Consider the following 25,000-nt stretch of genomic DNA (forward strand, 5'->3'; position numbering starts at 1 on the left):
GATCACTTACCGGCCTTTCCGACCTTGCGGCGAATGTGCTCGCCCGCGTAGCGGACGCCCTTGCCCTTGTAGGGCTCCGGCTTCCGCAGCTTGCGGATGTTCGCGGCGACCTCGCCGACCAGCTGCTTGTCGATGCCCTGGACACCCAGCTTGGTCTGGGACTCGACGGCGAAGGTGATGCCCTCGGGCGCCTTGAAGATGATCGGGTGCGAGTAGCCGAGCTGGAACTCGAGCTCGGTCGGGCCCTTCGACAGGACGCGGTAACCGACGCCCACGATCTCGAGCTTCTTCTCGTAGCCGTCGGTGACGCCGACCACCATGTTGTTGATGAGCGTGCGGGTCAGGCCGTGGAGGGCCTTGCTCTTGCGCTCGTCGTTGGGACGCTGGACGTCGAGAGTGCCGTCCTCGGCCTTGGCGACCGTGATCGGCGCCGCGACCGTGTGGGACAGGGTGCCCTTCGGGCCCTTGACCGTGACGACGCTCGCGTCGAGCGTGATGTCCACCCCGGACGGAACCGGGACGGGAAGCTTGCCAATGCGCGACATTGCTTAGTCCTTCTCCTGTTCCGGGTTCACCAGACGTAGGCGAGGACTTCCCCACCCACGCCCTTCTTGTTGGCCTGACGGTCGGTCAGCAGGCCCTGGCTCGTCGAGATGATCGCGACGCCGAGGCCACCGAGGACCTTGGGCAGGCCGGTGCTCTTGGCGTACACGCGCAGGCCCGGCTTGCTGATCCGGCGGACGCCGGCGATCGAGCGCTCGCGGCTGCGGCCGTACTTGAGCTCGATGGTCAGGCTCTTGCCGACAGCCGGCTCGCCCTTCTCGTCGGTGTTGTCGGCGACCTTCCAGGAGGTGATGTAGCCCTCCTGCTGCAGGATCTCCGCGACACCAGCCTTCAGCTTGCTGTACGGCATGGTCACCGAGTCGTGGTACGCCTGGTTGGCGTTGCGCAGACGGGTCAGCATGTCTGCGATCGGGTCAGTCATTGTCATGGCCGGTTCGGCCCTTTCTCGTTGTGGTTTCCAGCCGCCTGGAGCGGCTGGACCTTCAGCGTCTTCGTTGGAAGTGGTCGGATTACCAGGAGCTCTTGGTCACGCCGGGCAGCTCGCCCCGGTGCGCCATCTCGCGCAGGCAGATCCGGCACAGGCCGAACTTGCGGTAGACGGCCTTCGGGCGACCGCAGCGCTGGCAGCGGGTGTACGCCCGCACCTTGAACTTCGGCGTCTTCGCGGCCTTGACCTTCAGTCCAGTCTTCGCCATGTCAGTTCTCCTTGAACGGGAAGCCGAGGCGCTTGAGCAGCGCGCGACCCTCGTCGTCGTTGGTGGCGGTGGTCACGATGGTGATGTCCATGCCTCGCGACCGGTCGATCTTGTCCTGGTCGATCTCGTGGAACATGACCTGCTCGGTGAGACCGAAGGTGTAGTTGCCGCGACCGTCGAACTGGTTGCCGTTCAGACCGCGGAAGTCACGGATGCGCGGGAGGGCGAGCGCCAGCAGGCGGTCGAGGAACTCCCACATCCGGTCGCCGCGCAGCGTCACGTGGGCGCCGATCGGCATGCCCTCGCGGAGCTTGAACTGGGCGATGGACTTGCGAGCCTTGGTGACCTGCGGCTTCTGGCCGGTGATCGCGGTGAGGTCCTTGACCGCACCCTCGATCAGCTTCGAGTCACGCGCGGCCTCGCCGACGCCCATGTTGACCACGATCTTGGTCAGGCCCGGGACCATCATGACGTTGCTGTAGCCGAACTCCTCGCGCAGGGCCGGGAGGATCTCCTCGCGGTACCGCACCTTCATCCGGGGCATGCCTGCCGGGTTGTTAGCAGTCTCAGTCATCTCAGTCATCAGATCTCGTCTCCGGACTTCCGCGAGACGCGGACGCTCCGGGTGGCCTTGTACGTCGAACCGTCGGGGCGGCGCTTGGAAACCTCCACGCGCTTGAAGCCCACGCGGGTGGTGCCCTTGCCGTCGACCAGCATCACGTTCGAGACGTGGATGGGGGCCTCGGTGGTGACGATGCCGCCGGTGTTGCCCGCGCGGCCACCCTGGTTGATCACCTTGGTGTGCTTCTTGACGCGGTTGACACCCTCGACGATCACCCGCTGCTCCTCGCGGAGCACCTGGATGACCTTGCCCTCGGCGCCCTTGTCCTTGCCGGCGATGACGCGGACGGTGTCGCCCTTCTTGATGTTGACACTCATCTCAGAGCACCTCCGGAGCCAGCGAAATGATCTTCATGAACTTCTTCTCGCGCAGCTCCCGGCCCACGGGGCCGAAGATGCGGGTCCCTCGGGGCTCGCCATCGCCCTTGAGGATCACGGCGGCGTTCTCGTCGAAGCGGATGTAGGAACCGTCGGCACGACGGCGCTCCTTCACGGTCCGCACGATCACGGCCTTGACGACGTCACCCTTCTTGACGTTGCCGCCCGGGATCGCGTCCTTGACGGTGGCAACGATGACGTCGCCGATGCCGGCGTAGCGCCGACCCGAGCCGCCGAGGACACGGATGCAGAGGATCTCCTTCGCACCGGTGTTGTCGGCGACCTTGAGTCGCGACTCCTGCTGGATCATCGGTTTTATCTCCTGGTTGTCGTGCCGGTTCTCGGCCGCTCACGGCGGTCGAGCCTTGCCGAACTCATCTGTTGGTGGGGGCCTGGACTGTCGCCCGGACCCCCGGGATCACTTGGCCTTCTCGAGGATCTCGACGACGCGCCAGCGCTTGGTGGCGGACAGCGGGCGGGTCTCCATCAGGAGGACCCGGTCGCCGATGCCGCACTCGTTGTTCTCGTCGTGCGCCTTGAGCTTCGACGAGCGACGCATGACCTTGCCGTAGAGCGCGTGCTTCACGCGGTCCTCGACGGTCACGACGACGGTCTTGTCCATCTTGTCGCTGACCACGAGGCCCTCGCGGACCTTGCGTCGCGTGCGGTCCTGCGTCACAGCTTCCTCACTCATGCGGCACCATCCTTAGCGGCGCCCGGCGCGGTCCGGATGCCGAGCTCGCGCTCACGCACCACGGTGTAGATCCGGGCGATGTCCTTCTTGACCGAGCGGAGCCGGCCGTGGTTCTCGAGCTGGCCGGTCGCGGACTGGAAGCGCAGGTTGAACAGCTCTTCCTTCGCCTCGCGCAGCTTGCTCTCCAGGTCGACGTCGTTCAGGTCGTCGAGCTCGTGTGCGGTCGCCATCAGAATTCCCCCTCACGGGTGACGAACCGGGTCTTCATGGGGAGCTTGTGCATCGCGCGTCGCATGGCCTCGCGAGCAATGTCCTCCGAAACACCGGAAAGTTCGAACATGACGCGGCCGGGCTTGACGTTCGCCACCCACCACTCCGGGGAACCCTTACCGGAACCCATGCGGGTCTCAGCAGGCTTCTTGGTCAGCGGACGGTCCGGGTAGATGTTGATCCACACCTTTCCGCCTCGCTTGATGTGACGAGTCATCGCGATACGCGCGGACTCGATCTGACGGTTGGTCACGTAGTGGCCCTCGACCGCCTGGATGCCGAAGTCGCCGAAGGCGAGCTTCGTGCCACCCTTCGCAGCACCCGTCCGCTTCGGGTGGTGCTGCTTGCGGTGCTTGACCCTGCGGGGCATCAACATGGTCAGGCCTCCGGGGTGGTTGCGGCGGGAGCCTCGGTCGCCACGGCAGCCTCGGCCACGGGGGCCTCGACAGCGGCGGGAGCCTCGGCACGGTCAGCGCGCGTCGGCCGGTCGCCGCGCGAGCCACGGTTGGGACGGTCGCCACCACGGGCGCCGCCGCGAGCGTCACGGCCTCGGCCCGGGGCGCCGGCACGAGCAGCGGCCTGGGCCTCACGCTCGGCGCGGGTGCCCGCGACCTCGCCCTTGTAGATCCAGACCTTCACGCCGATGCGGCCGAAGGTGGTCCGGGCCTCGTAGAAGCCGTAGTCGATGTCGGCGCGCAGGGTGTGCAGCGGCACGCGACCCTCGCGGTAGAACTCCGACCGCGACATCTCGGCGCCGTTGAGACGACCCGAGCACTGGATCCGGATGCCCTTGGCACCGGACCGCATCGAGGTCTGCATGGCCTTCTTCATCGCGCGGCGGAACTGCACGCGGCCGGACAGCTGCTCGGCCACGCCCTGGGCGACGAGCTGAGCATCGATCTCGGGGTTCTTGACCTCGAGGATGTTCAGCTGGACCTGCTTGCCGGTGAGCTTCTCCAGCTCGGTCCGCAGGCGGTCGGCCTCGGCGCCGCGGCGACCGATGACGATGCCCGGGCGAGCGGTGTGGATGTCGACGCGGACCCGGTCACGGGTGCGCTCGATCTCGACCTTGGAGATCCCGGCCCGCTCCATGCCCTTGGAGAGCAGCTTGCGGATCGCGACGTCCTCGCCGACGTAGGACTTGTACAGCTTGTCGGCGTACCAGCGCGACTTGTGGTCGGTGGAGATGCCGAGGCGGAAGCCGTTCGGGTTGATCTTCTGGCCCATTACTTCTGACCCTTCTCTGCAGCAGGCTGGACCACGAGGGTGATGTGGCTGGTGCGCTTGTTGATCCGGGTGGCCCGGCCCTGCGCACGCGGACGCCAACGCTTCATCGTGGGACCCTCATCGACGGTCGCCTTGCTGACCACGAGAGTGCCGCGGTCGAGGCCCTCGGTGGTCTCGGCGTTCGCGATGGCGGACTCCAGGACCTTGTAGACGGTCTCGCTGGCCGACTGCGGTGCGAACTGCAGCAGGGCGAGGGCGTCGTCCACCGGAAGTCCGCGGACCATGTCGACGACACGGCGGGCCTTCATCGGCGTGATCCGGACGAAGCGCGCGCTGGCGAACGCGCCAGCCTCGTCGCCGAGCAGCGAGTCACGGCGGGCGCTGGTGCGCCGACGCTCAGTAACACTCATTGTCTCTGTCTCTCCTTGGCGCCCCGCGTCAGCGGCGACGGCTCTTCCGGTCGTCCTTGACGTGCCCGCGGTAGGTGCGGGTCGGGGCGAACTCGCCCAACTTGTGGCCGACCATCGAGTCGGTCACGAAGACGGGGACGTGCTTGCGACCGTCGTGCACGGCGAGCGTGTGACCGATCATGTTCGGCACGATCATCGAGCGACGCGACCACGTCTTGATCACGTTGTGGGTACCGGCTTCGTTCTGCGCGTCCACCTTCTTGGCGAGGTGGTCGTCGACGAACGGACCCTTCTTCAGGCTGCGAGGCATCTCAGCTCTTCCCTACTCAGCGCTTGTTCTTGCCGGACTTGCGGCGTCGGACGATCATGGCGTCGCTGGCCTTGCGCTTGCGCGTACGGCCCTCGGGCTTGCCCCACGGGGACACCGGGTGGCGGCCACCGGAGGTCTTACCCTCACCACCACCGTGCGGGTGGTCGACCGGGTTCATGACGACACCACGGACGGTCGGGCGCTTGCCCTTCCAGCGCATGCGGCCGGCCTTGCCCCAGTTGATGTTGGACTGCTCGGCGTTGCCGACCTCGCCGATGGTGGCGCGGCAGCGGACGTCGACGTACCGCATCTCGCCGGACGGCATGCGCAGCTGGGCGCGCGAGCCCTCCTTGGCGACGAGCTGGGCGCTGTTGCCGGCCGAACGGGCGATCTTCGCACCGCCGCCGGGGCGGAGCTCGATGCAGTGGATCGTCGTACCGACCGGGATGTTGCGCAGCGGCAGGTTGTTGCCCGGCTTGATGTCAGCACCGACACCCGACTCGATCGGGGTGCCCTGCACGACGCCGACCGGCGCGACGATGTAGCGCTTCTCGCCGTCCGCGTAGTGCAGCAGCGCGATGCGCGCGGTGCGGTTCGGGTCGTACTCGATGTGCGCGACCTTCGCGGGGACGCCGTCCTTGTCGTAGCGACGGAAGTCGATGATCCGGTACGCACGCTTGTGACCGCCACCCTGGTGACGGGTGGTGATCCGGCCCTGGTTGTTGCGACCGCCCTTCTTGGGCAGCGGACGCGTCAGGGACTTCTCCGGCGTGGTCCGGGTGATCTCGGCGAAGTCAGCGACCGACGAGCCACGACGGCCCGGGGTGGTCGGCTTGTACTTGCGGATAGCCATTAGTCAGATTCCTCGTTCCTCAGCCCGGTCAGGAGACCGGACCCCCGAAGATGTCGATGCGGTGACCCTCGGCCAGGCTGACGATCGCGCGCTTGGTGTCCTTGCGGCGACCGATGCCACGCGCCGTACGGCGCGCCTTGCCCTGCCGGTTGAGGGTGTTGACGGAGGTGACCTTGACGTTGAACACCTTCTCGACCGCGATCTTGATCTCGGTCTTGTTCGCGTCCGGGTGGACGACGAAGGTGTACTTGTTGTTGTCGAGCAGGCCGTAGCTCTTCTCGCTCACGACCGGCGCGATCAGAACGTCGCGGTGGTCCTTGTGCAGGGTGCTCATTCGGCAGCCTCCTCGGTGGTCTCAGCCTCGGCAGCCGGCTCCTCGACCTTGGCGGTCTTCTTGGCGGCGGCCTTCTTCGCGGGCTTCGCGGCCGGCTCCTCGGCGACGTCGGCACCGACGAACGCGTCGTACGCGCCCTTGGTGAAGACGACGTCGTCGGAGAGCAGCACGTCGTAGGTGTTCAGCTGGTCGACGGCGAGCAGGTGCACGGACGGCACGTTGCGCAGCGACAGCCAGGTCAGCGCGTCGTCGCGCTGGAGCACGACGAGCTGGCGACGACCCTCGGTCAGTCCGTCGAGGAGGGCCACGGCGGCCTTGGTCGACGGCTTGTCACCGGCGGCCAGCGCCTCGACGACGTGGATGCGGCCGGCGCGGGCCCGGTCGGAGAGGGCGCCCTTGAGAGCGGCGGCCTTCATCTTCTTCGGGGTGCGCTGGCTGTAGTCACGCGGCTGCGGGCCGTGGACGACGCCACCGCCGGCGAACTGCGGCGCCCGGGTCGAACCCTGGCGGGCGCGGCCGGTGCCCTTCTGCTTGTAGGGCTTGCGGCCACCGCCGCGGACCTCGCCGCGGGTCTTGGTGGCGTGCGTGCCCTGGCGCGCGGCTGCCTGCTGGGCCACCACGACCTGGTGGATCAGCGGGACGTTGGTCTCGACGTCGAAGATCTCGGCCGGCAGTGCGACCTTGACGACCTTGGCGCTTGCGGTCTTGGTAGCCATGCTCAGGCCTCCTGTCCGGACTTGGCGGCGGACCGGATCATGATCAGGCCACCCTTGGGGCCGGGAACGGCACCCTTGAGCAGGATCACGCCCTTCTCGACGTCCACCGCGTGCACGGTGATGTTCTGGGTGGTGACGGTGTCGGTACCCATGCGGCCCGACATCCGGGTGCCCTTGAAGACGCGACCCGGCGTGGCGCAGGCGCCGATCGAGCCCGGCTTGCGGTGGTTGCGGTGGGCACCGTGGGAGGCGCCGACACCGGCGAAGCCGTGACGCTTCATCGTGCCCGCGAAGCCCTTGCCCTTGCTGGTGCCGGTCACGTCGACGTCGTCGCCGGCGGTGAACAGCTCGGGGCTGAGCTCCTGGCCGACCTCGTACGACGCGGCGTCAGCGGTGCGGATCTCCGCGAGGTGGCGACGCGGGGTCACGCCGGCCTTCTCGAAGTGCCCGCCCTCGGGCTTGGTGACCTTGCGGCCCTCGATCTCGCCGTACCCGACCTGGATGGCGTTGTAGCCGTCCTTCTCGGGGGTGCGGACCTGGGTGACCACGTTGGTGGCGGCCGCGACGACGGTCACGGGGACCACGCGGTTGTTCTCGTCCCAGAGCTGGGTCATGCCGAGCTTGGTGCCCAGCAGGCCCTTCACATTGCGTTCGAAAGTCATCTCAACCAACCTCAGAGCTTGATCTCGATGTCGACACCGGCAGGCAGGTCGAGGCGCATCAGCGAGTCGACCGTCTTCGGCGTGGGGTCAATGATGTCGATGAGGCGCTTGTGCGTGCGCATCTCGAAGTGCTCGCGCGAGTCCTTGTACTTGTGCGGCGAGCGAATGACGCAGTAGACGTTCTTCTCCGTCGGCAGCGGCACCGGGCCAGCCACCTTCGCGCCCGTCCGGGTCACGGTGTCCACGATCTTCCGCGCCGAGGTGTCGATCACCTCGTGGTCATAGGCCTTGAGCCTGATGCGGATCTTCTGTCCCGCCATCACGCGTCCTTCACTTCTCGTCTCACGACTGTCTCGTCCCACCTCGGTGAGGTGGTCCGCCCTGCTCCCCCCAGCCTTCGACCCGGCGGTTTCCCGCGTGGATCTCCGACCCACGCGGTCGGGCGTGTCGCGCGTTTGAGACGCAATACGGCCCGATTTCCGGTGCTGTCTGGGGTTGTGCCCGACGGGGGTCGGGCGGAACAGGATCCCCAGGTGCGGCACAGACACGCAACCACAGCGCTTCCGAGTCCGGAAGCCAGGAGAACCTGTTCAGTAGTCAAATGTCCGCGCCCTGGCGATCCCGCCGGAGCAACCGGACTATCTTGGCAGAGATCCCGCGCAGCACCAAATTGAGCCGGTGTGACCTCCGACCGGCCCCCGGGACCGGGTCCGGGCTGACAGGATCTACCGTGACGACGACCACGGAGAGCAGGGAGGCACCACCGTGACCGACGGCACCAGCGCACCGGGCCAACCCGCCCCGGAACAGCGCCCGCCCGGGTGGGCTCCGCCGCCGCCCCCGCCGCCGTCGTACGCGGCGCCGACGTACGCCGCGCCGGCGCCGTACGCGCCCTACGGGGCCCCGCCGCCCGCCGCCCCGTACGGCGCACCGCCGCCGTACGGTCACCCCGGCTTCCCACCGCTGCACCAGACGCGCCCGGTCTACAAGCCCGGGACGATCCCGCTCAAACCGCTCGGACTCGGCGACATGTTCAGCGGCGCGATCGAGACCATCCGCCGCAACCCCAAGGCAACCCTCGGCCTGTCGGCCGTCGTGCTCACCGGGTTCCTGCTGATCCCCACCCTGGCCACACTGGTCTGGGGCTGGCTCGCCGGCTTCGGCAGCGAGCTCGCCACCTCGGGCACCGGAGCGGACTTCGCCCCGCAGGACGTCGGGATGACCGTGACCGCGCTCAGCGGTGCCGTGCTCAGCGCGCTCGCGACGATCGTCGTCACCGGGATGATCGTCCACGTCGTCGAGAACGGCGCCCGCGGGCAGAAGCTGAGCGCGGGAGCGGCCTGGCGCCTCACCCGGCGGCGGGTGTGGCGGCTGCTCGGTCTCGCCATCGTCTCGTTCCTCTTCCCGCTCCTCGTGGTCTGGGTCCCGGTCGGCCTGCTCGTCGCCGCGGCGTTCGTGCTCTCCACCACCGCCGGGTGGATCGCCGTCGTCGTCGGCGTCCCCGCAGGGATGGCCACGATGGTGTTCCTCTACATCCGGACGGTCCCGCTCGCCCCCGCCGTCCTCGTGCTGGAGGGCCGCGGCGTCTTCGCGTCGCTCGCCCGGTCCTGGGAGCTCACCCGCCGCCAGTTCTGGCGCACGTTCGGGATCGTGCTGCTGACCCAGCTGCTCGTCGCCGTCGCCGGGCAGATCCTCAGCTTCCCGTTCGGGATCCTCCAGGTGGTGGCCCTGCTCGTCTGGCCGGACACCAACCTCGGGATCATGGTGGCGCTGCTCGCGAGCAACCTGGCGCTGGTCGTCGCCGGTTCGCTCACCACGCCGTTCTCGGCCGGGGTCGCCGCGTTCCAGTACCTCGACCAGCGGATCCGCAAGGAGGGCTACGACATCGAGCTCATCTCGCAGCTCGCCGTCCCCGCAGCCCCCTCCGGGACGCGGTGACCTCTCGGTGATCCCTGTCGTCCCCTTCGCGCTGCGCCCGGACCCCGGTACCGCGCAGGACTGGGTGCGCGCCGAGCTCGCCGAGAAGCCGTACCAGCCGAGCCTGCTGGAACGGATCAGCGGCTGGTTCTGGGACCTGCTCGACCGCATCGTCGGCGCCGCGCAGGGCGTCGGGCGGCTCGGCCCGCTGGCGGCACTCGCCATCCTCGTCGTGCTGCTGACCGGCCTCGCCCTGGTGCTGGCCCGGCTGCGCAGCTCCCCGCGCCGGCATACGCCCGCAGGCGCAGTCCACGAGGACGACGCGGCCCGCGCCGACGACTACCGCCGACGTGCCGCCCGGGCCCGGTCCGAGGGACGCTGGGACGACGCCGTCGTCGAGGGCATGCGCGCGATCGCGCGCGGGCTGGTGGAGCGCGCCCTGGTCGACGACCTGCCCGCGGCCACCGCCCGCGAGGTCGCCGCCGGCGGCGCCCGCGCGTTCCCGGGCCACGCCGACCGCCTGCTCGCGGCCGCGAACCTGTTCGACGGCGTCCGGTACGGCGACCGGCACGCCACCCGCGGACCGGCCGAGGACCTGCTCGCACTCGAGGAGGCGCTGCGCCACGAGCGTCCCGCCGCCGACCCGGCCGACCTGCCGGCCCTGGTGGTGCCGCGATGAGCACGGCGAGCGACGTCCGGGACACCACGCGGGCCACCGGCTTCGTCCGGCGCAACCGGGTCTCCCTCGGGATCGGACTCGGCATCGTGCTGGCCCTGCTCCTCGTCACCTGGCTCGGACGCGGCGGGGCCACCGGCGATGGCCGGCTGGACCCGGAGAACCCCGGTCAGGACGGCGCCCGCGCGCTGGCCCAGGTCCTCGGCGACCACGGGGTCGAGGTGGCCGTCGTACGCGGACGCTCCGAGTTCGACGACGCCCGCATCGACGCCGACACCACCGTCGTGGTGACGAACCCGAACTCCCTCGGGGCCGGCACCTGGGACGAGCTGGACCGCCGGGTGCGCGACGCGTCCGGCGCGGTGCTGGTGGTCGCCGGGCTCGGACCGTTCGTCGCCGACGGGCTCGGCCTGGGGCCCGAGGACGTCGTCGAGGCGACCACGGACCGGGTCACGGAGGCGGCCTGCGACCCCGTCCAGCCGCTGATGGAAGGCCTCCGCCTCACCACCGACGCCGTCGCCGCGGTCCGCGGGGACGGCTGCTTCGGCGACAGCGCCGGCCGTCTGCTGCTCGTCGACCGCGACGCCCACCGGTGGGTGCTCACCACCGGCGCCCCGCTCTCCAACGCCGACATCGACGTCGACGACAACGCGGCCGTCGCGATCCGCCTCCTCGGCCAGCGCGGCCGCGTCGTCTGGTACGTCGCGGACCCCGCCGACACCGCGATCGGCGACGGGGTCGACCTCTCCCGGCTGCTGCCGGACTGGCTCGTCCCGACCGCCTGGCTCCTCGGCGTCGCCGCGCTCGCCCTGCTGATCCAGCGCGGCCGCCGGCTCGGCCCGCTGGTGGTCGAGCCCGTCCCGGTGACGATCCGGGCGCTGGAGTCCACCGCGTCGCTCGGCCGGCTCTACGAGAAGGCCCGCGACCGGTCCCACGCGGCCGCACTCCTCGTCGAGGGCACCGCCGAACGCCTGGCCGCGCGGCTGGGCACCGCCCCGACCGCGACCCGGGCCGAACTCGTCCGCGCCGTGGCCGCCCGCACCGGCCGCCCGGTCGCCCGCGTCGCCGAGCTCCTGCCCGAACCCGCCGACATCCCCGCGCACGTGCGCAGCGACACCGACCTGGTGGCGCTGGCCCAGGACCTGCACCAGCTGGAAGAAGAGGTACGCACCCCATGACGACTGCTCCCGACAGCACCGTTGGCAGTGACACCCCCCGGATGAGTCCCGAGGAGGCGCGCAGCGCGCTGCTCGCCGTCCGCACCGAGGTGTCCAAGGTGGTGGTCGGGCAGGACGCCGCGGTCTCCGCCCTGCTCGTCGCCGTCCTCGCCCGCGGCCACGTCCTGATGGAAGGCGTGCCCGGCGTCGCCAAGACGCTGCTGGTCCGCTCGCTGGCGGCCGCGCTCGGCGTCGAGACCCGTCGGGTGCAGTTCACCCCCGACCTGATGCCCGGCGACATCACCGGCTCGATGGTCGTCGAGGGCGGCGTGTTCGAGTTCCGGCCCGGCCCGGTCTTCACCAACCTGCTGCTCGCCGACGAGATCAACCGCACGCCTCCCAAGACGCAGTCGGCTCTGCTGGAGGCGATGGAGGAGGGCCAGGTCTCGGTCGACGGCGTCTCCCGCCCGCTGCCCGAGCCGTTCCTCGTCGCCGCGACCCAGAACCCGGTCGAGTACGAAGGCACCTACCCGCTCCCGGAGGCGCAGCTGGACCGGTTCCTGCTCAAGGTCACCCTGCCGCTGCCCCCGCGCGAGGAGGAGCTGGCCATCGTCCGCCGGCACGCGGACGGGTTCGACCCGCACCACCTCGCCGCGACCGGGATCACCGCAGTCGCCGGCCCGGCGCACCTGGCCAGCGCCTCCGCCGCCGTCACCGGGGTGCGGGTCTCGGACGAGGTGGCGGCGTACGTCGTCGACATCGCCCGCGCCACCCGGAACGCCCCGTCGTTGAGCCTGGGCGTCAGCCCGCGCGGTGCGACGGCGCTGCTGCGCACCAGCCGCGCCTGGGCCTGGCTCTCCGGCCGGGACTACGTCTCCCCCGACGACGTGAAGGCGCTCGCGCACGCCACCCTGGTGCACCGGCTCGGCCTGCGACCGGAGGCGCAGCTCGAAGGTGTCGACGTGGCCCAGGTGCTCGCCTCCGCCCTCGGCTCGGTCCCGGTCCCGCGCTGAGCAGGACGGATCGGCGATGGCCCTGACCTGGCGCACCCCGGCACTGCTGCTGCTCGCGGTGGCGGTGGTGCTGGTGCGCCCGGAACCGTCGACGGTGTGGGCCGTCGTCGGGGTGGTGCTGGCCCTGGTCACCGTGGACCGGCTGGCCGCTCCGCGCGTCACCGACCTGCGGGTCACCCGCGCGGGACCCGGCCCGACCCGCCTCGGCGAGCCGACCGAGACGGTCCTGACCGTCGCCAACGACGGCCGGCGCCGCGTCACCGGCCTGCTCCGGGACGCCTGGCAGCCCAGCGCCGGCGCCACCGGCAACCGGCACCGGCTCCGGCTCCCGGCCGGAGAACGAGTCCGGCTGACCACCCCCCTGCTCCCGGCCAGGCGCGGCGACCTCGTCACGGACCGGATCACCGTCCGCCTGGTCGGACCGCTCGGGCTGGCCGCCCGGCAGGCCGCGGTCGTGGTCCCGGGCGCGGTCCGGGTCACGCCCGCGTTCCCGTCGCGGCGGCACCTGCCGTCCCGGCTGGCCCGGCTGCGCGAGCTCGACGGCCGCGCCGCGGTCCGGATCCGCGGCCAGGGGACCGAGTTCGACTCCCTGCGCGAGTACGTCCGTGGCGACGACGTCCGCAGCATCGACTGGCGTGCCTCGGCGCGCAGCCGCAACGTGGTAGTCCGCACCTGGCAGCCCGAGCGGGACCGCCGGGTCGTGCTGGTCCTGGACACGTCCCGCACCTCCGCCGGCCGGGTCGGCGACGTGCCACGGCTCGACTCCGCGATGGACGCGGCCCTGCTGCTCACCGCGCTGGCCTCACGCGCCGGTGACCGGGTCGACTTCCTCGCCGGTGACCGGGTGGTCCGCGCGCGGGTCCGGTCCGGTCACCGCGGCGACGCGGTCGCGGCCGTCCAGGAGGCGATGGTCGCCCTCGAGCCGCAGCTGGTCGAGGCCGACTGGCGGCGGCTCGTCGGCGCGGTCGACACCCTCGGCCGGTCCCGCGCCCTCGTCGTGCTGCTCACGCCACTGGAACCCGCCGCGGTCGAGCACGGCCTGCTCCCGCTGATCGGCCACCTCAGCGCCCGCCACCGGGTCGTGGTCGCGTCCGTCCGCGACCCGGGCCTCGACCGGCTCGCCGCCGGTCGCGAGGACCTGGGCGCCGTGTACCAGGCCGCGGCCGCGGAACGGACCATCGGCCGGCGCCGTCGTACCGGACGCCTGCTCGGCGCGCTGGGCGTCGACGTCCTGGACAAGGGCGCCGACGACCTTCCGGTCGCGCTGGCCGACCATTACCTCGAGCTGAAGGCGCGCGGCGTCCTGTGACCGAGGCCCTGCGCAGGTCGCCGCGTCTCGACAGGCTCGACGACCGACGATCAAGCCCCCTGACGCGCCCCTGATCAGCCCGCGGTGGCGACCCGGTCCTCCAGCAGGTGCTCGGGCACGTCGCCGGTGTAGCCGGCGCGGTAGGCCCGGCGACCGAGGACGAAGACGTAGGCGAAGAAGGCCACCTCGGCGACGACGCCGATCGCGATCCGGGCCCAGGTGGGCAGCCCGGACGGCGTCACGAAGCCCTCGATGATGCCGCTGATGAGCAGGACCACCGCGAGGCCGAGCACGACGCCGGCCGCCGACCGGCCCTCGGCGGCCAGCGACTGGGCGCGGGTCCGCGGGCCGGGGACCACCCAGGCCCACATCAGCCGCAGGCCGGTGCCGGCGGCGACGAAGACCGCCGTCAGCTCCAGCAGGCCGTGCGGTGTGATCAGGCCGAAGAAGAGGGACGCGCGGTCGTGCCGGATCATCAGCGAGGCGACCACGGCCAGGTTGAGCAGGTTCTGCCAGAGGATGTACAGGACCGGCAGGCCGAAGACCCCGAACGCGATGCAGAGCGCCGCCACCCAGGCGTTGTTCGTCCACACCTGCGCCGCGAAGTGCGAGGCCGCCGACTCGGAGTAGTAGTTCTCGAAGTCGCTCCCGACGAGCTGCTTCACCTGCTCGGGGTCCATCATCGAGGACTCCACCTGCGGGTGCTCGAGCAGCCAGACCGTGATCACGGCCGCGAGCGCGTAGCTGATCACCATCGTCCCGATCCACCACCGCCGGGTCCGGTAGAGCGCCGCCGGGAAGCGTCGTACGACGGCGTCGGCGAGCGCGGCGCGGGTCAGCACGCGGGCGCTCCCGGACCGGGTGCGCGCCTTCGCGAGGAGCGCGCTGAGGTAACCGATCACCCCGGCGTCCGGGGCACCGGAGCGGATCACGCTCAGGTGCGTGGCGACCTGCTGGTAGAGCTCGGTGAGCTCGTCGCTCTCGGCGCCGGAGAGCCGGTGCCGGCCGGCGAGGTCCTCGAGACGGGCCCACGTCGGCTGGTGCGCGACGACGAAGGCATCCAGGTCCACGGGGCCAGGGTAATCACCTACGCTGACCGCGTGGCCGATCTGTACGCCGAAGGCATCGACGAGCTCGTCACCGGCGAGGCCGTCACGCTCGACCTGCCGCCGGCGTCGCTGCCGCTGCACGTCGCCTCCGGGATGATCGACGTCGTCGTCGGCGCGCTGGTGATGATCGGCGGTTTCGTCGCCACCGCGGCGCTCGCGCCCGACGAGGCGCTCTTCTCGGTGGGCGCGATCCTCACCCTGGTCACCGGGATGCTCGTCGTCCCGACCGTGGTCGAGACAGCGAGCCGCGGCCGCTCGCTCGGGAAGCTCGTCACCGGCCTGCGCACGGTCCGCGACGACGCCGGCCCGATCTCTTTCCACCACTCCTTCATCCGGTCGCTGATCGGCGTCGTCGAGATCTGGATGCTCACCGGCGTGCCCGCGTTCTTCTCCGCGCTGATCAGCTCCAAGGGCAAGCGCATCGGCGACTACGCCGCCGGCACGTACGTCGTACGGAGCCGGGTCACGCTGAGCCTGGCGCCCCCGCCGCCGATGCCTCCGCAGCTCGCCGGGTGGGCGGCCGCGGCGGACATCGCGCCGCTCCCGGAGCGGCTGCTCCTGGCGGTCCGGCAGGTGCTCGGGCGTGCCGACGGCCTGGCCCCGGCGACCCGGGCGTCGCTGCTCCAGCGGCTCGCCGACCAGGTGTCGGTGTACGTCGCCCCGCCGCCGCCGCACGGCACCCCGGCAGACGCCTACCTGGCGGCGGTGATCGCCGAGCACCGCGAACGGGACCTCGCCCGGATGCGCCGCGAGGCGGTCATGATCGACCGGCTCACCGCGGCGGGACGCACCCAGCGACCGTTCTAGTCCCGGGTCCGGTAGCGGAGGTCGACGATCTCCCGGTCGACGGCGACGCCCTTGCGCTCGAACTTGGTGACCGGACGCGCCGCCCAGCGCTCGACCGGCCCACCCTCCAGCCCGGGCTCGGCGTCGAGCACCTCCTGCATCTGCTCGGCGTACTCGGCCCAGTCGGTCGCCAGCCGCCAGGTGCCGCCGGGACGGAGGCGCGAGACGACGAGCGCGGCGAAGGACGGGGTGATCAGGCGCCGCTTGTGGTGCTTCTTCTTCGGCCACGGATCGGGGAAGAACGTCCAGAGCTCCTCGAGGCCGCCCGGCTCGACCAGGTGCTCCATCGTCCAGACCGCGTCCACGCCGAGGAAGCGCACGTTCGTCGCGCCCGCGGCGGCGACCAGGCCGAGCCCGGTCGCGATCCCCGGCCGCCAGACCTCGAGCGCGAGCACGTTCACCTCGGGGCGGGCCGCCGCCAGCACGGCGGTCGCCTCGCCGATCCCGGGGCCGATCTCGACGACGAGCGGGGCCTCGCGCCCGAACCAGTCGCTGATCCGCGCCCCGGGCACGTCGGCCGCCTCGTCGGGGACGACCCACGCCTCGTGGTGGTCGTCCCAGGCCTGCTGCTGCTGCGGCGTGAAGCGGCTTCCGCGGCGCGCGTAGGTGAGCACCTCGCGCATCCGCCGCCCGTCCTCGGTGAACTTGTGGTGCGGACGCGCGGGCGGAAGCTTCTCGGACACCCCCGAAGGCTATGTCCGGCCGGCAGGGGACGATCAGCCGGGATCGCCGAATCGGCTGCGCGGACGGTGTCGGTGGGCGCACCATGCTGCCGTGGACCGAGGGGGCGGGCTCCGGATCTGGGTCGCGGTGTTCGCCGCGACCTGCGCCGCCGTGGCGCTCGGCGGGACGGTCCTCGGCAGCGCCGTGGCCGGCGACGCCGACCACGAGCGCTGCTCGCGGTTCCGGGAGCAGTCCGAGCACCGCGAACGGATCCGCACCGGCCACGGGGAGCGGATCGCCGTGCTCGGCGACTCCTGGTCCGCCGGTCTCGGCCTGGCCCGGCCCGAGAGCTCCTGGCCCGCCCGGCTGCCGGGACGCACGACCGTCTTCGGGTTCTCCGGCTCGGGCTTCGCCGCGCACGCCTCCCCCTGCGCGGGGGCAGCGTTCGGAACCCGGGTGGCCAGGACCGCGCGGGCTGCGGACGTGGTCGTGGTCGAGGGTGGCCTGAACGACGTCGACCAGCCGGACGCCGCGATCCGCGCCGGCGTACGCCGCGTCCTGCGCGTGCTGCACGGCCACCGCGTCGTGGTCGTCGGCCCCGCGGCCGCACCGGCGCGTGCGGACCGGGTCCCCCGGGTGGACGCGCTGCTCGCCGCGGAGTGCGCCCGGGCGGAGGTCACCTACGTGTCCACGAGCGGTCTGCGGCTGCCGTACCTGCCCGACGGCCTGCACCTCACCCCCGCCGGCCACCGGGCGTTCGGCGACTTCGTGGCGCGGGAGATGCAGAAAGGCCCCGGGCCGAAGCCCGGGGCCTTTCAGTGAAGCGTTAGATCACTTGTTGATCTTGGTGACGCGACCAGCACCCACGGTCCGGCCACCCTCACGGATGGCGAACTTGAGGCCGTCCTCCATGGCGATCGGCTGGATCAGCACGACCGACATGTCGGTGTTGTCGCCCGGCATGACCATGTCGCGACCCTCGGGGAGGGTGACGACGCCGGTCACGTCGGTCGTCCGGAAGTAGAACTGCGGACGGTAGTTGTTGAAGAACGGCGTGTGACGGCCACCCTCCTCCTTGGAGAGGATGTAGACCGACGCGTCGAACTCGGTGTGCGGGGTGGTGGTGCCCGGCTTGATCACGACCATGCCGCGCTCGACGTCCTCGCGCTTGGTGCCGCGGAGGAGCAGACCGACGTTCTCGCCCGCCTGGCCCTCGTCGAGCAGCTTGCGGAACATCTCGACGCCGGTGACCGTGGTCTTCTGCGAGGTCTCGCGGATGCCGATGATCTCGACCTCCTCGTTGACCTTGACCACGCCGCGCTCGATACGACCGGTGATGACGGTGCCACGACCGGTGATCGTGAAGACGTCCTCGACGGGCATCAGGAACGGCTTGTCGGTGTCGCGCTCCGGCTGCGGGATGTACTCGTCGACCGCGTTCATGAGCTCAAGGATCGACTCGCCCCACTTGGCGTCACCCTGCAGCGCCGGGAAGGCCGCCACGCGCACGACCGGAACGTCGTCGCCCGGGAACTCGTACTCGGAGAGGAGCTCGCGCACCTCCATCTCGACGAGCTCGATGAGCTCCTCGTCGTCGACCATGTCGCACTTGTTGAGCGCCACGACCAGGGCCGGCACGCCGACCTGGCGGGCGAGCAGCACGTGCTCGCGGGTCTGCGGCATCGGGCCGTCGGTGGCGGCAACCACGAGGATCGCGCCGTCCATCTGCGCGGCACCGGTGATCATGTTCTTGATGTAGTCCGCGTGACCCGGGCAGTCGACGTGCGCGTAGTGGCGCGCCTCGGTCTGGTACTCGACGTGCGCGATCGAGATGGTGATACCGCGCTGCCGCTCCTCCGGGGCCTTGTCGATCTGGTCGAAGGCCGAGGCCTCGTTCAGGTCGGGGTACTTGTCGTGCAGGACCTTGGTGATCGCCGCGGTCAGCGTCGTCTTGCCGTGGTCGATGTGACCGATGGTCCCGATGTTGACGTGCGGCTTGGTCCGCTCGAACTTCGCCTTAGCCACTTGTGGCTCCTCCTGGTTTGATTGCTTACTTGACTCGTGGGTACTGCTGTGGGTTGTGCTGCCGAGGGAACGCGGACTTACTCGCCACGGACCTTCTTGATGATCTCGTCGGCGACGTTCGTCGGAACCTCGGCGTACGAGTCAAACTCCATCGAGTACGAGGCCTGACCCGAGGTCTTCGACCGCAGGTCCCCAACGTACCCGAACATCTCCGACAGCGGCACCAGCGCCGAGACGACCATGTCGCCGTGACGCTCCTCCTGCGCGGAGATCTGACCGCGTCGGGAGTTGATGTCGCCGATGACCGTACCGAGGAAGCTCTCGGGGGTCACGACCTCGACCGCGAACATCGGCTCGAGGAGAACCGGCTTCGCCATCCGGGCGGCCTCCTTGAAGGCCTGCAGACCGGCGATCTTGAACGCGAGCTCGGAGGAGTCGACGTCGTGGTACGCGCCGTCCTCGAGCGTCACCTTCACGTCCACCATCGGGTAGCCGGCGAGGACGCCGAACTCCATGGCCTCCTGCGCGCCCTGGTCGACCGAGGGGATGTACTCGCGCGGAACGCGACCGCCGGAGACGGCGTTCACGAACTCGTAGCCCGCACCGGTGCCGGTCTCCGGGTCGATGTTCGGCTCGATGCTGATGAGCACCTTCGCGAACTGACCCGAACCACCGGTCTGCTTCTTGTGGGTGTACGAGTGCTTCTCGACCTTCTTGCGCAGCGTCTCGCGGTAGGCGACCTGCGGCTTGCCGACGGTGGCCTCGACGCGGAACTCGCGCTTCATCCGGTCGACGAGGATCTCCAGGTGGAGCTCGCCCATGCCGGCGATGATCGTCTGGCCGGTCTCTTCGTCCGCCTTGACGGTGAAGGTCGGGTCCTCGTCGGAGAGGCGCTGGATCGCGGTGCCCAGCTTCTCCTGGTCGCCCTTGGTCTTCGGCTCGATCGCGACCTCGATCACGGGGGCCGGGAATGTCATCGACTCCAGCACGACCTGGTTGCTCGGGTCGCACAGCGTGTGACCGGTCTTGGTGTCCTTGAGGCCCATGACCGCGACGATCTGACCGGCGCCGACCGACGCGATCTCCTCACGCTTGTTGGCGTGCATCTGGTAGACCTTGCCGATCCGCTCCTTGCGGCCGTTCACCGAGTTGACCACGGTGCTGCCGGCCTCGAGCTTGCCCGAGTACACCCGGACGTAGATCAGCTTGCCGAGGTGCGGGTCGGTGGCGATCTTGTACGCCAGGCCCGAGAACGGCTCCGAGTCGGAAGGCTGGCGGACGATCTCCTCGTCCTCCTTGCCCGGCGCGTGACCGACGATGCCGTCGATGTCCAGCGGCGAGGGCAGGAACTTCACGACGGCGTCGAGCAGGGGCTGGACGCCCTTGTTCTTGAACGCGGTGCCGCAGAGGACCGGGTTGAGCTTGTCGGCCAGGGTGGCGCGACGGATCGCGGCCTCGAGGGTGTCGACGTCGAAGACGTCGCCTTCCTCCAGGTAGACCTCCATGATCGCGTCGTCGGCCTCGGCCAGGGTCTCGACCAGCTTCTCGCGGTACTCCGCGGCCTGCTCGGCGAGGTCGGCCGGGATCTCCTCGACGGTGTAGTCCTCACCCATCGTGGTCTCGCCACGCCAGGTCAGGGCACGCATGCCGATGAGGTCGACGACACCGAGGAAGTCGGACTCGGCACCGATCGGGAGCTGCAGGACCAGCGGGGTGGAGTTGAGGCGCTCGACCATCATGTCGACGCAGCGCCAGAAGTCGGCACCGGTGCGGTCCAGCTTGTTGACGAAGCACATCCGGGGCACGGAGTACTTGTTCGCCTGGCGCCACACGGTCATCGTCTGCGGCTCGACACCGGCGACACCGTCGAAGACCGCGACGGCACCGTCGAGGACGCGGAGCGAACGCTCCACCTCGGCGGTGAAGTCGACGTGACCCGGGGTGTCGATGATGTTGATCTGGTGGTTCTTCCACCAGCAGGTCGTCGCGGCCGACGTGATCGTGATGCCGCGCTCCTGCTCCTGCTCCATCCAGTCCATCGTGGCCGCGCCCTCGTGGACCTCACCGATCTTGTAGGTGATGCCCGTGTAGAACAGGATGCGCTCGGTGGTGGTGGTCTTGCCGGCGTCGATGTGCGCCATGATGCCGATGTTGCGGACCTTGTTGAGATCCGTCGTGATGTCGACTGCCACTGAAAGTCAGTTCCTCAGAAGTTGGGGGATGCGGTGGGTGCGGAGGACGCCCTGTGGGGAGTCCCCCGCAACGATCACCAGCGGTAGTGGGCGAAGGCCTTGTTCGACTCGGCCATCTTGTGGGTGTCCTCGCGCTTCTTCACAGCGGCGCCGAGGCCGTTGCTCGCGTCGAGGATCTCGTTCATCAGGCGCTCGGCCATGGTCTTCTCGCGACGCTCCGCGGCGTAGCCGACGAGCCAGCGCAGCGCGAGCGTGGTGCCGCGGGTGCCCTTGACCTCGATCGGGACCTGGTAGGTCGCACCGCCGACGCGACGGCTCTTGACCTCGATGGCCGGCTTGACGTTGTCCAGCGCACGCTTGAGCGTGACCACCGGGTCGGTGCCGGTCTTCTCGCGGGTGCCCTCGAGAGCCGAGTACACGATGCGCTGCGCGACCTGCTTCTTGCCGTCCTGGAGGACCTTGGAGACGAGCTGGGTGACGACCGGCGAGCCGTAGACCGGGTCGACGACGATCGGGCGCTTGGGCGCGGGACCCTTACGAGGCATTAGCTCTTCTCCTTCTTCGCGCCGTAGCGGCTGCGCGCCTGCTTGCGGTTCTTCACGCCCTGGGTGTCGAGCGTGCCGCGGATGATCTTGTAGCGGACACCGGGAAGGTCCTTCACACGGCCGCCGCGGACGAGCACGATCGAGTGCTCCTGGAGGTTGTGGCCCACACCCGGGATGTAAGCGGTGACCTCGACGCCGCTGGACAGGCGCACACGGGCGACCTTGCGCAGAGCGGAGTTCGGCTTCTTCGGGGTGGTGGTGTAGACGCGGGTGCAGACGCCGCGTCGCTGGGGCGAACCCTTCAGGGCAGGCGTCTTGCTCTTGGACACCTTGTCCTGGCGGCCCTTGCGGACCAGCTGGTTAATGGTGGGCACCGGGTGGTTCCCTTTCGGTCGGCTATCAGTACCTGGCGCTCTGCCGGGTACGGAGGTGTTGCGATCTGTGGTGCATCGTGCCAACGAGGGCACACAGACAGTCTGGGACGGCCCAGACACAAGGATTGAGATTACCCGTCGCGCGGGGGCGGGTCAAAACGGCGCCGGCCGCGCACCGGGCCCGACGGCCGCCGTTCACCCGCCGTTGGCGCGCCCGTCCCCCGCAGCCGGGACCCTGGCGCCCGTGACGCACCGGTTCGTGGCCCTCGGCGACTCCTTCACCGAGGGTGTCGGCGACTGGGACGAGCGCTACCCCAACGGCGTCCGCGGCTGGGCCGACCGGGTCGCGCGCCAGCTCGCCAAGGACGACCCCGCCACCGAGTACGCCAACCTCGCGCTGCGCAGCCGGGTCCTCGACGACGTGGTCGAGCACCAGGTGGAGCGGGCGGTGGCGCTGGAGCCGACCCTGGTGTCGTTCTTCGCCGGGGGCAACGACATCCTCCAGGTCCGGACCTCGATGGAGGACCTGCTCGGCCGCTACGAGGCCGCCGTGGCCCGGCTCGCCGCGACCGGCGCCCGGGTGCTCCTTTTCACCAGCTACGACCTCCGGCTCTCCCCGCTGCTCGAACCGCTGCGGCTGCGGAACAACCAGTTCAACCGCCGGGTCCGGGAGGTCGCGCTCGCCCAGGGCGCGCTCCTCGTCGACCACGGGGCGATGCGCGCCTACCGGCACCCGCGGATGTGGGAGCCGGACCGGCTGCACATGTCGCGGCACGGGCACCGCTACCTGGCGGCCGCCGTGCTGCGCACCCTGGAGGTGGACCACACGATCACGCTGCGCGACCTGGGCGACGTGCCGGCCCGGTCCCGGTGGGAGGCGGTCGGCGACGAGTGGGACTGGTGGAACGGCTGGGTCGGGCCGATGCTGCTGCGCCGCTGGCGCCGTACGCCGCTCGGCCGGGACCTCACCCCCCGGTGGCCGGAGCCGATCCGGCCGGCCGACGGGATGAAGCGGCTGGCCCGCGAGCGGTCCCGGGAACGGCCACACGAAGGGTGACCGGGCCGGTCGCCGTGGGTGCACGGCGGCCGACCCGGTCCCGGATCTCAGTGCTGCTGCCTCACGAGGCGCACGGGTTCCCGGTGTAGCCGGCCCGGGCCTCCGCGACGACGACGTCGACCGCGGCGAGCAGACCGGCTCCGCTGACCTGGATGGCCCGCTGGGTGACTCCGTTGCCGGAGACGATGGTCCGGTTGAGCCAGACCTTCACCCCGACGAGCGTGCCGACGTTCAGGCTGATCTCGGCGGCACCGTTGACCAGGACGACCGGCGCGCCGTCGATCCGGGCGTTGACCAGGACCGTCGAGGCCGACAGCTTGGGCGTGCCGCCGAGCGGTGCCTGGCAGGAGGCCTCCGCGTGCGACCGCACGGCGTCCGCCGTGATGGTGTGGCCGCCGACGACGATCTTGACGAACGTCACCTCGCTGTCACCCTTGCCCTGGTCGCCGAGCGCCGGCTTGGTCGTCACCGCGTTGTCCGGCGTCGCGTCGGTCGCCGCGGTGATGACCTTGGCGTCGACGGTCACCAGCGTGCTGAGCCCCAGTGCGAGCAGGCTGCCCGTGGAGTCCATGCACGGCGAGTAGGCACCGTTGGCCAGGAACGTGCTCAGGCCGAGCAGCCGGAGACCGGTCGCCTGGCAGGAGAACGAGCCGTTGCGGTCGTCGTCGATGATCGTGACCACGGACTTGGTGCCCGGCGGGACGGTCGCGGGACCGGTCGGCGTACCGAGCGTGACCTCGAAGGTCTCGTTCGGCTCGTCGACGAGGTCGCCCTTGACGCAGACCGTGATCGTCTTGGACGTCTCCCCCGGCGCGAAGATGACCGTGCCACTGGCGGTGGTGTAGTCGGTCCCGGCCGTGGCGGTGCCGCCGCCGGTGGACCACGGCACCGTGATCGCCGCGGACGCCGGGTTGCTGAGCTTGATCGTCAGCGTCACGTTGGTGCAGCCGGCGTCGCCTTCCTTGACCGAGGTGTTCGGGCTGTCCGGGTTGCCGGGCGTCCCGACGATGGTCACCGTCGGCTTCTGGTCGTCGTCGACGATGGTCGCGACCCCGTGACCGTCGTCGATGATCAGGTTGCTGCTCGGCGAGGACAGGTTGAGGGCGAACTGCTCCGGACCCTCGAAGATGTTGTCCTGCAGCGTCTGGATCGACACCGTGGTCGAGCTCGAGCCCGGCGCGAACGTGGCCGTCCCCGACTTCGAGGTGTAGTCGTCACCGGCGGTCGCCGAGGACCCGGCGGTCGCGTAGCCGACGGTCGCACCCGAGGTGGTCGGGCCGGTCAGCGACAGCGTGAAGGTGGCGACGCCGCCCTCGTTCACCGAGATGTCGTTGACCGAGACCTTCCGGACCGGGTCGGGAACGACCACGTTGATGCAGTCGGTGGTCGATCCGTTGCCGCCGACGTCGAAGCCGTACGCGGTGGTGCAGAGCCGGTGCGTGCCCGGCGAGAGCGCCGCGACGTTCCACGAGTACGTCACCGAGGTCTGGTCCGGCGGCGTCGGCGGGTCGGTCATCAGGGTGACCGGCGCGCCGCCGTCGATCGTGCCCTTGACCGAGCTGATCTTCGGGGCCGCGATCGCGGCAACGATCGAGGGCAGCTGGCTCAGGTCGTTCACCGGGGTGCAGTTGCCCCGCCCGGCGGCGGCGATCTGGGCCAGGCTGCCGAGGCCGTTCGGGTTGCCGGTGCAGCTGGAGCCGGTGCCGACGGCGAACGTCTTGATCGTGACGGTCGACGGGCAGCTGCTCGCCGCGGCCACCGCGTTGCCGCCCTGGTTGGCCAGGCCGTCGGACATGAAGACGACGGTGGTGTTCGGGTTGCTCCCGGCCAGCGTGCAGGCCTTCTTGACGCCGTCCTCGAAGTTGGTGGCGTTGCCGTAGCGCAGCGCCTTGAGGTTGGTGGCGATGGACGGCGTGTTCGGCACGACCAGCGTCTGGATGACGGACGCGTTGGTGTCGAACTGGACCGCGCCGACCTTCGCGACGGAGCCGGAGGTGATCGCCTGCTGGTTCAGCGCCAGGGCGGCCGCGATCTCGCAGTCGAGGATGCGGTTGAGGTCGCCGTCGCCGTTCTGGTCACCGCCGCAGGTGCCGGCGGACTCGATGGTGCTGCCGGAGTTGTCGACGACGTAGATCAGGGTGGCGATCGGGTTGGCGGGAGTCGCGCCCACGTTGGCGTGGCCGGTGAGCGTGAAGGCGCCGGGCTGGGACGAGTTGTCCGCCGGCGTGTCGATGACGTTGGTCAGCGGGGTGTTCCCCGGCAGGTTGTTCGTGGCGGCCTGTGCTGTCGGTGGCAGCAGGCTCACCCCGGTCACCACGATCGCGAAGCTCGCGACCGCGGCGAGGAGATTCCGAGTTCGACGACTCATCGTCGGCCTCCAGTC

Annotated in this window: 32 protein-coding genes; 8 read left to right on the top strand and 24 right to left on the bottom strand. The window is 70.3% G+C overall.

Annotated features, from left to right (window positions below; genetic code table 11):
- Window positions 1-2: 2 nt before the first annotated feature.
- The 17 genes from rplF to rpsJ form a co-directional block, all read right to left on the bottom strand.
- Complete coding sequence (gene rplF / locus AB4Y76_RS06460; protein WP_441923322.1) at window positions 3-545, bottom strand: 50S ribosomal protein L6; 543 nt, start codon at window positions 543-545, stop codon at window positions 3-5.
- A 26-nt stretch (window positions 546-571) separates the two neighbouring features.
- Window positions 572-991, bottom strand: coding sequence for a 30S ribosomal protein S8 (rpsH, locus tag AB4Y76_RS06465; RefSeq protein ID WP_441923324.1), 420 nt, complete (start codon window positions 989-991; stop codon window positions 572-574).
- A gap of 82 nt (window positions 992-1,073) precedes the next feature.
- Window positions 1,074-1,259, bottom strand: a complete 186-nt coding sequence (locus AB4Y76_RS06470) for a type Z 30S ribosomal protein S14 (protein WP_114775663.1) — start codon at window positions 1,257-1,259, stop codon at window positions 1,074-1,076.
- Window position 1,260: 1 nt separating this feature from the next.
- Entirely contained in the window at window positions 1,261-1,833 is a 573-nt protein-coding gene (rplE, locus tag AB4Y76_RS06475; RefSeq protein ID WP_441923327.1) for a 50S ribosomal protein L5, read from the bottom strand.
- 8 nt (window positions 1,834-1,841) lie between these two features.
- On the bottom strand, window positions 1,842-2,198 hold the full coding sequence (rplX, locus tag AB4Y76_RS06480; protein ID WP_441923329.1) for a 50S ribosomal protein L24: 357 nt from the start codon (window positions 2,196-2,198) through the stop codon (window positions 1,842-1,844).
- 1 nt (window position 2,199) lies between these two features.
- Window positions 2,200-2,568 (bottom strand): 50S ribosomal protein L14, encoded by a 369-nt coding sequence (gene rplN / locus AB4Y76_RS06485; RefSeq protein WP_441923331.1) that lies wholly within the window; start codon window positions 2,566-2,568, stop codon window positions 2,200-2,202.
- A 108-nt stretch (window positions 2,569-2,676) separates the two neighbouring features.
- Window positions 2,677-2,952 carry a 30S ribosomal protein S17 gene (gene rpsQ / locus AB4Y76_RS06490; protein WP_441923333.1) on the bottom strand — a complete coding sequence of 92 codons (276 nt, stop codon included), beginning with the start codon at window positions 2,950-2,952 and terminating at the stop codon, window positions 2,677-2,679.
- Window positions 2,949-3,182 carry a 50S ribosomal protein L29 gene (gene rpmC / locus AB4Y76_RS06495; RefSeq protein WP_441923335.1) on the bottom strand — a complete coding sequence of 78 codons (234 nt, stop codon included), beginning with the start codon at window positions 3,180-3,182 and terminating at the stop codon, window positions 2,949-2,951. Before rpmC ends, rpsQ begins: the two co-directional genes overlap by 4 nt.
- Entirely contained in the window at window positions 3,182-3,598 is a 417-nt protein-coding gene (rplP, locus tag AB4Y76_RS06500; RefSeq protein ID WP_441923343.1) for a 50S ribosomal protein L16, read from the bottom strand. The genes rpmC and rplP overlap by 1 nt, the downstream gene beginning before the upstream one ends.
- A 2-nt stretch (window positions 3,599-3,600) precedes the next feature.
- Window positions 3,601-4,449 (bottom strand): 30S ribosomal protein S3, encoded by an 849-nt coding sequence (rpsC, locus tag AB4Y76_RS06505; protein ID WP_441923345.1) that lies wholly within the window; start codon window positions 4,447-4,449, stop codon window positions 3,601-3,603.
- Window positions 4,449-4,859: a 50S ribosomal protein L22 gene (rplV, locus tag AB4Y76_RS06510; RefSeq protein ID WP_441923347.1), complete on the bottom strand. Its 411-nt coding sequence runs from the start codon at window positions 4,857-4,859 to the stop codon at window positions 4,449-4,451. The genes rpsC and rplV overlap by 1 nt, the downstream gene beginning before the upstream one ends.
- Before the next feature lie 28 nt (window positions 4,860-4,887).
- The gene (rpsS, locus tag AB4Y76_RS06515) at window positions 4,888-5,169 is read right to left on the bottom strand and encodes a 30S ribosomal protein S19 (RefSeq protein WP_441923349.1); all 282 of its coding nucleotides are present in this window, start codon (window positions 5,167-5,169) and stop codon (window positions 4,888-4,890) included.
- 16 nt (window positions 5,170-5,185) lie between these two features.
- Window positions 5,186-6,022 (bottom strand): 50S ribosomal protein L2, encoded by an 837-nt coding sequence (rplB, locus tag AB4Y76_RS06520; protein WP_441923351.1) that lies wholly within the window; start codon window positions 6,020-6,022, stop codon window positions 5,186-5,188.
- A gap of 28 nt (window positions 6,023-6,050) precedes the next feature.
- Window positions 6,051-6,356: a 50S ribosomal protein L23 gene (gene rplW, locus AB4Y76_RS06525; RefSeq protein WP_441923353.1), complete on the bottom strand. Its 306-nt coding sequence runs from the start codon at window positions 6,354-6,356 to the stop codon at window positions 6,051-6,053.
- On the bottom strand, window positions 6,353-7,072 hold the full coding sequence (gene rplD, locus AB4Y76_RS06530) for a 50S ribosomal protein L4, sunset domain variant (protein WP_441923355.1): 720 nt from the start codon (window positions 7,070-7,072) through the stop codon (window positions 6,353-6,355). The genes rplW and rplD overlap by 4 nt, the downstream gene beginning before the upstream one ends.
- 2 nt (window positions 7,073-7,074) lie before the next feature.
- Complete coding sequence (gene rplC / locus AB4Y76_RS06535; RefSeq protein WP_441923357.1) at window positions 7,075-7,734, bottom strand: 50S ribosomal protein L3; 660 nt, start codon at window positions 7,732-7,734, stop codon at window positions 7,075-7,077.
- Between the two features lie 11 nt (window positions 7,735-7,745).
- Complete coding sequence (gene rpsJ, locus AB4Y76_RS06540) at window positions 7,746-8,054, bottom strand: 30S ribosomal protein S10 (protein ID WP_008360994.1); 309 nt, start codon at window positions 8,052-8,054, stop codon at window positions 7,746-7,748.
- Window positions 8,055-8,499: 445 nt separating this feature from the next.
- Here rpsJ and AB4Y76_RS06545 point away from each other — a divergent pair, with 445 nt between their 5' ends.
- Genes AB4Y76_RS06545 through AB4Y76_RS06565 form a run of 5 tightly spaced genes read left to right on the top strand, consistent with a single transcriptional unit; the run spans window position 8,500 to window position 13,806 of the window.
- Window positions 8,500-9,672, top strand: coding sequence for a hypothetical protein (locus AB4Y76_RS06545; protein ID WP_441923361.1), 1,173 nt, complete (start codon window positions 8,500-8,502; stop codon window positions 9,670-9,672).
- Between the two features lie 7 nt (window positions 9,673-9,679).
- Entirely contained in the window at window positions 9,680-10,330 is a 651-nt protein-coding gene (locus tag AB4Y76_RS06550; protein ID WP_441923363.1) for a DUF4129 domain-containing protein, read from the top strand.
- The gene (locus AB4Y76_RS06555; protein ID WP_441923365.1) at window positions 10,327-11,505 is read left to right on the top strand and encodes a DUF4350 domain-containing protein; all 1,179 of its coding nucleotides are present in this window, start codon (window positions 10,327-10,329) and stop codon (window positions 11,503-11,505) included. Before AB4Y76_RS06550 ends, AB4Y76_RS06555 begins: the two co-directional genes overlap by 4 nt.
- Window positions 11,506-11,546: 41 nt before the next feature.
- On the top strand, window positions 11,547-12,497 hold the full coding sequence (locus AB4Y76_RS06560; protein WP_441923367.1) for an AAA family ATPase: 951 nt from the start codon (window positions 11,547-11,549) through the stop codon (window positions 12,495-12,497).
- A 16-nt stretch (window positions 12,498-12,513) separates the two neighbouring features.
- On the top strand, window positions 12,514-13,806 hold the full coding sequence (locus tag AB4Y76_RS06565) for a DUF58 domain-containing protein (RefSeq protein ID WP_441923369.1): 1,293 nt from the start codon (window positions 12,514-12,516) through the stop codon (window positions 13,804-13,806).
- Between the two features lie 74 nt (window positions 13,807-13,880).
- On the opposite strand, the gene AB4Y76_RS06570 is transcribed toward AB4Y76_RS06565, so the two are convergent.
- Window positions 13,881-14,876 (bottom strand): stage II sporulation protein M, encoded by a 996-nt coding sequence (locus AB4Y76_RS06570; RefSeq protein WP_441923371.1) that lies wholly within the window; start codon window positions 14,874-14,876, stop codon window positions 13,881-13,883.
- Window positions 14,877-14,906: 30 nt separating this feature from the next.
- Between AB4Y76_RS06570 and AB4Y76_RS06575 the strand changes: the two genes are divergently transcribed.
- Complete coding sequence (locus AB4Y76_RS06575) at window positions 14,907-15,722, top strand: RDD family protein (RefSeq protein WP_441923373.1); 816 nt, start codon at window positions 14,907-14,909, stop codon at window positions 15,720-15,722.
- Here the strand turns inward: AB4Y76_RS06575 and trmB are convergent.
- Entirely contained in the window at window positions 15,719-16,444 is a 726-nt protein-coding gene (gene trmB, locus AB4Y76_RS06580) for a tRNA (guanosine(46)-N7)-methyltransferase TrmB (protein WP_441923375.1), read from the bottom strand. The two genes, AB4Y76_RS06575 and trmB, sit on opposite strands and share 4 nt — an antisense overlap.
- A gap of 91 nt (window positions 16,445-16,535) precedes the next feature.
- On the opposite strand from trmB, the gene AB4Y76_RS06585 reads away from it, so the two are divergent.
- On the top strand, window positions 16,536-17,246 hold the full coding sequence (locus tag AB4Y76_RS06585; RefSeq protein ID WP_441923377.1) for an SGNH/GDSL hydrolase family protein: 711 nt from the start codon (window positions 16,536-16,538) through the stop codon (window positions 17,244-17,246).
- Between the two features lie 9 nt (window positions 17,247-17,255).
- On the opposite strand, the gene tuf is transcribed toward AB4Y76_RS06585, so the two are convergent.
- From tuf to rpsL, 4 genes are all read right to left on the bottom strand, one after another.
- Window positions 17,256-18,449 (bottom strand): elongation factor Tu, encoded by a 1,194-nt coding sequence (gene tuf, locus AB4Y76_RS06590; protein WP_441923379.1) that lies wholly within the window; start codon window positions 18,447-18,449, stop codon window positions 17,256-17,258.
- Between the two features lie 77 nt (window positions 18,450-18,526).
- Complete coding sequence (fusA, locus tag AB4Y76_RS06595) at window positions 18,527-20,590, bottom strand: elongation factor G (RefSeq protein ID WP_441923492.1); 2,064 nt, start codon at window positions 20,588-20,590, stop codon at window positions 18,527-18,529.
- A gap of 125 nt (window positions 20,591-20,715) precedes the next feature.
- Window positions 20,716-21,186 carry a 30S ribosomal protein S7 gene (rpsG, locus tag AB4Y76_RS06600; RefSeq protein ID WP_441923381.1) on the bottom strand — a complete coding sequence of 157 codons (471 nt, stop codon included), beginning with the start codon at window positions 21,184-21,186 and terminating at the stop codon, window positions 20,716-20,718.
- On the bottom strand, window positions 21,186-21,560 hold the full coding sequence (rpsL, locus tag AB4Y76_RS06605) for a 30S ribosomal protein S12 (protein WP_028644777.1): 375 nt from the start codon (window positions 21,558-21,560) through the stop codon (window positions 21,186-21,188). Before rpsL ends, rpsG begins: the two co-directional genes overlap by 1 nt.
- Window positions 21,561-21,804: 244 nt before the next feature.
- Between rpsL and AB4Y76_RS06610 the strand changes: the two genes are divergently transcribed.
- Window positions 21,805-22,617 carry an SGNH/GDSL hydrolase family protein gene (locus tag AB4Y76_RS06610; RefSeq protein ID WP_441923383.1) on the top strand — a complete coding sequence of 271 codons (813 nt, stop codon included), beginning with the start codon at window positions 21,805-21,807 and terminating at the stop codon, window positions 22,615-22,617.
- A gap of 61 nt (window positions 22,618-22,678) precedes the next feature.
- Here the strand turns inward: AB4Y76_RS06610 and AB4Y76_RS06615 are convergent, their stop codons facing one another.
- Window positions 22,679-24,985: a Calx-beta domain-containing protein gene (locus tag AB4Y76_RS06615; protein WP_441923385.1), complete on the bottom strand. Its 2,307-nt coding sequence runs from the start codon at window positions 24,983-24,985 to the stop codon at window positions 22,679-22,681.
- Between the last annotated feature and the right edge of the window lie 15 nt (window positions 24,986-25,000).

Source organism: Marmoricola sp. RAF53 (assembly GCF_052114005.1).
Taxonomy (GTDB): domain Bacteria; phylum Actinomycetota; class Actinomycetes; order Propionibacteriales; family Nocardioidaceae; genus Marmoricola.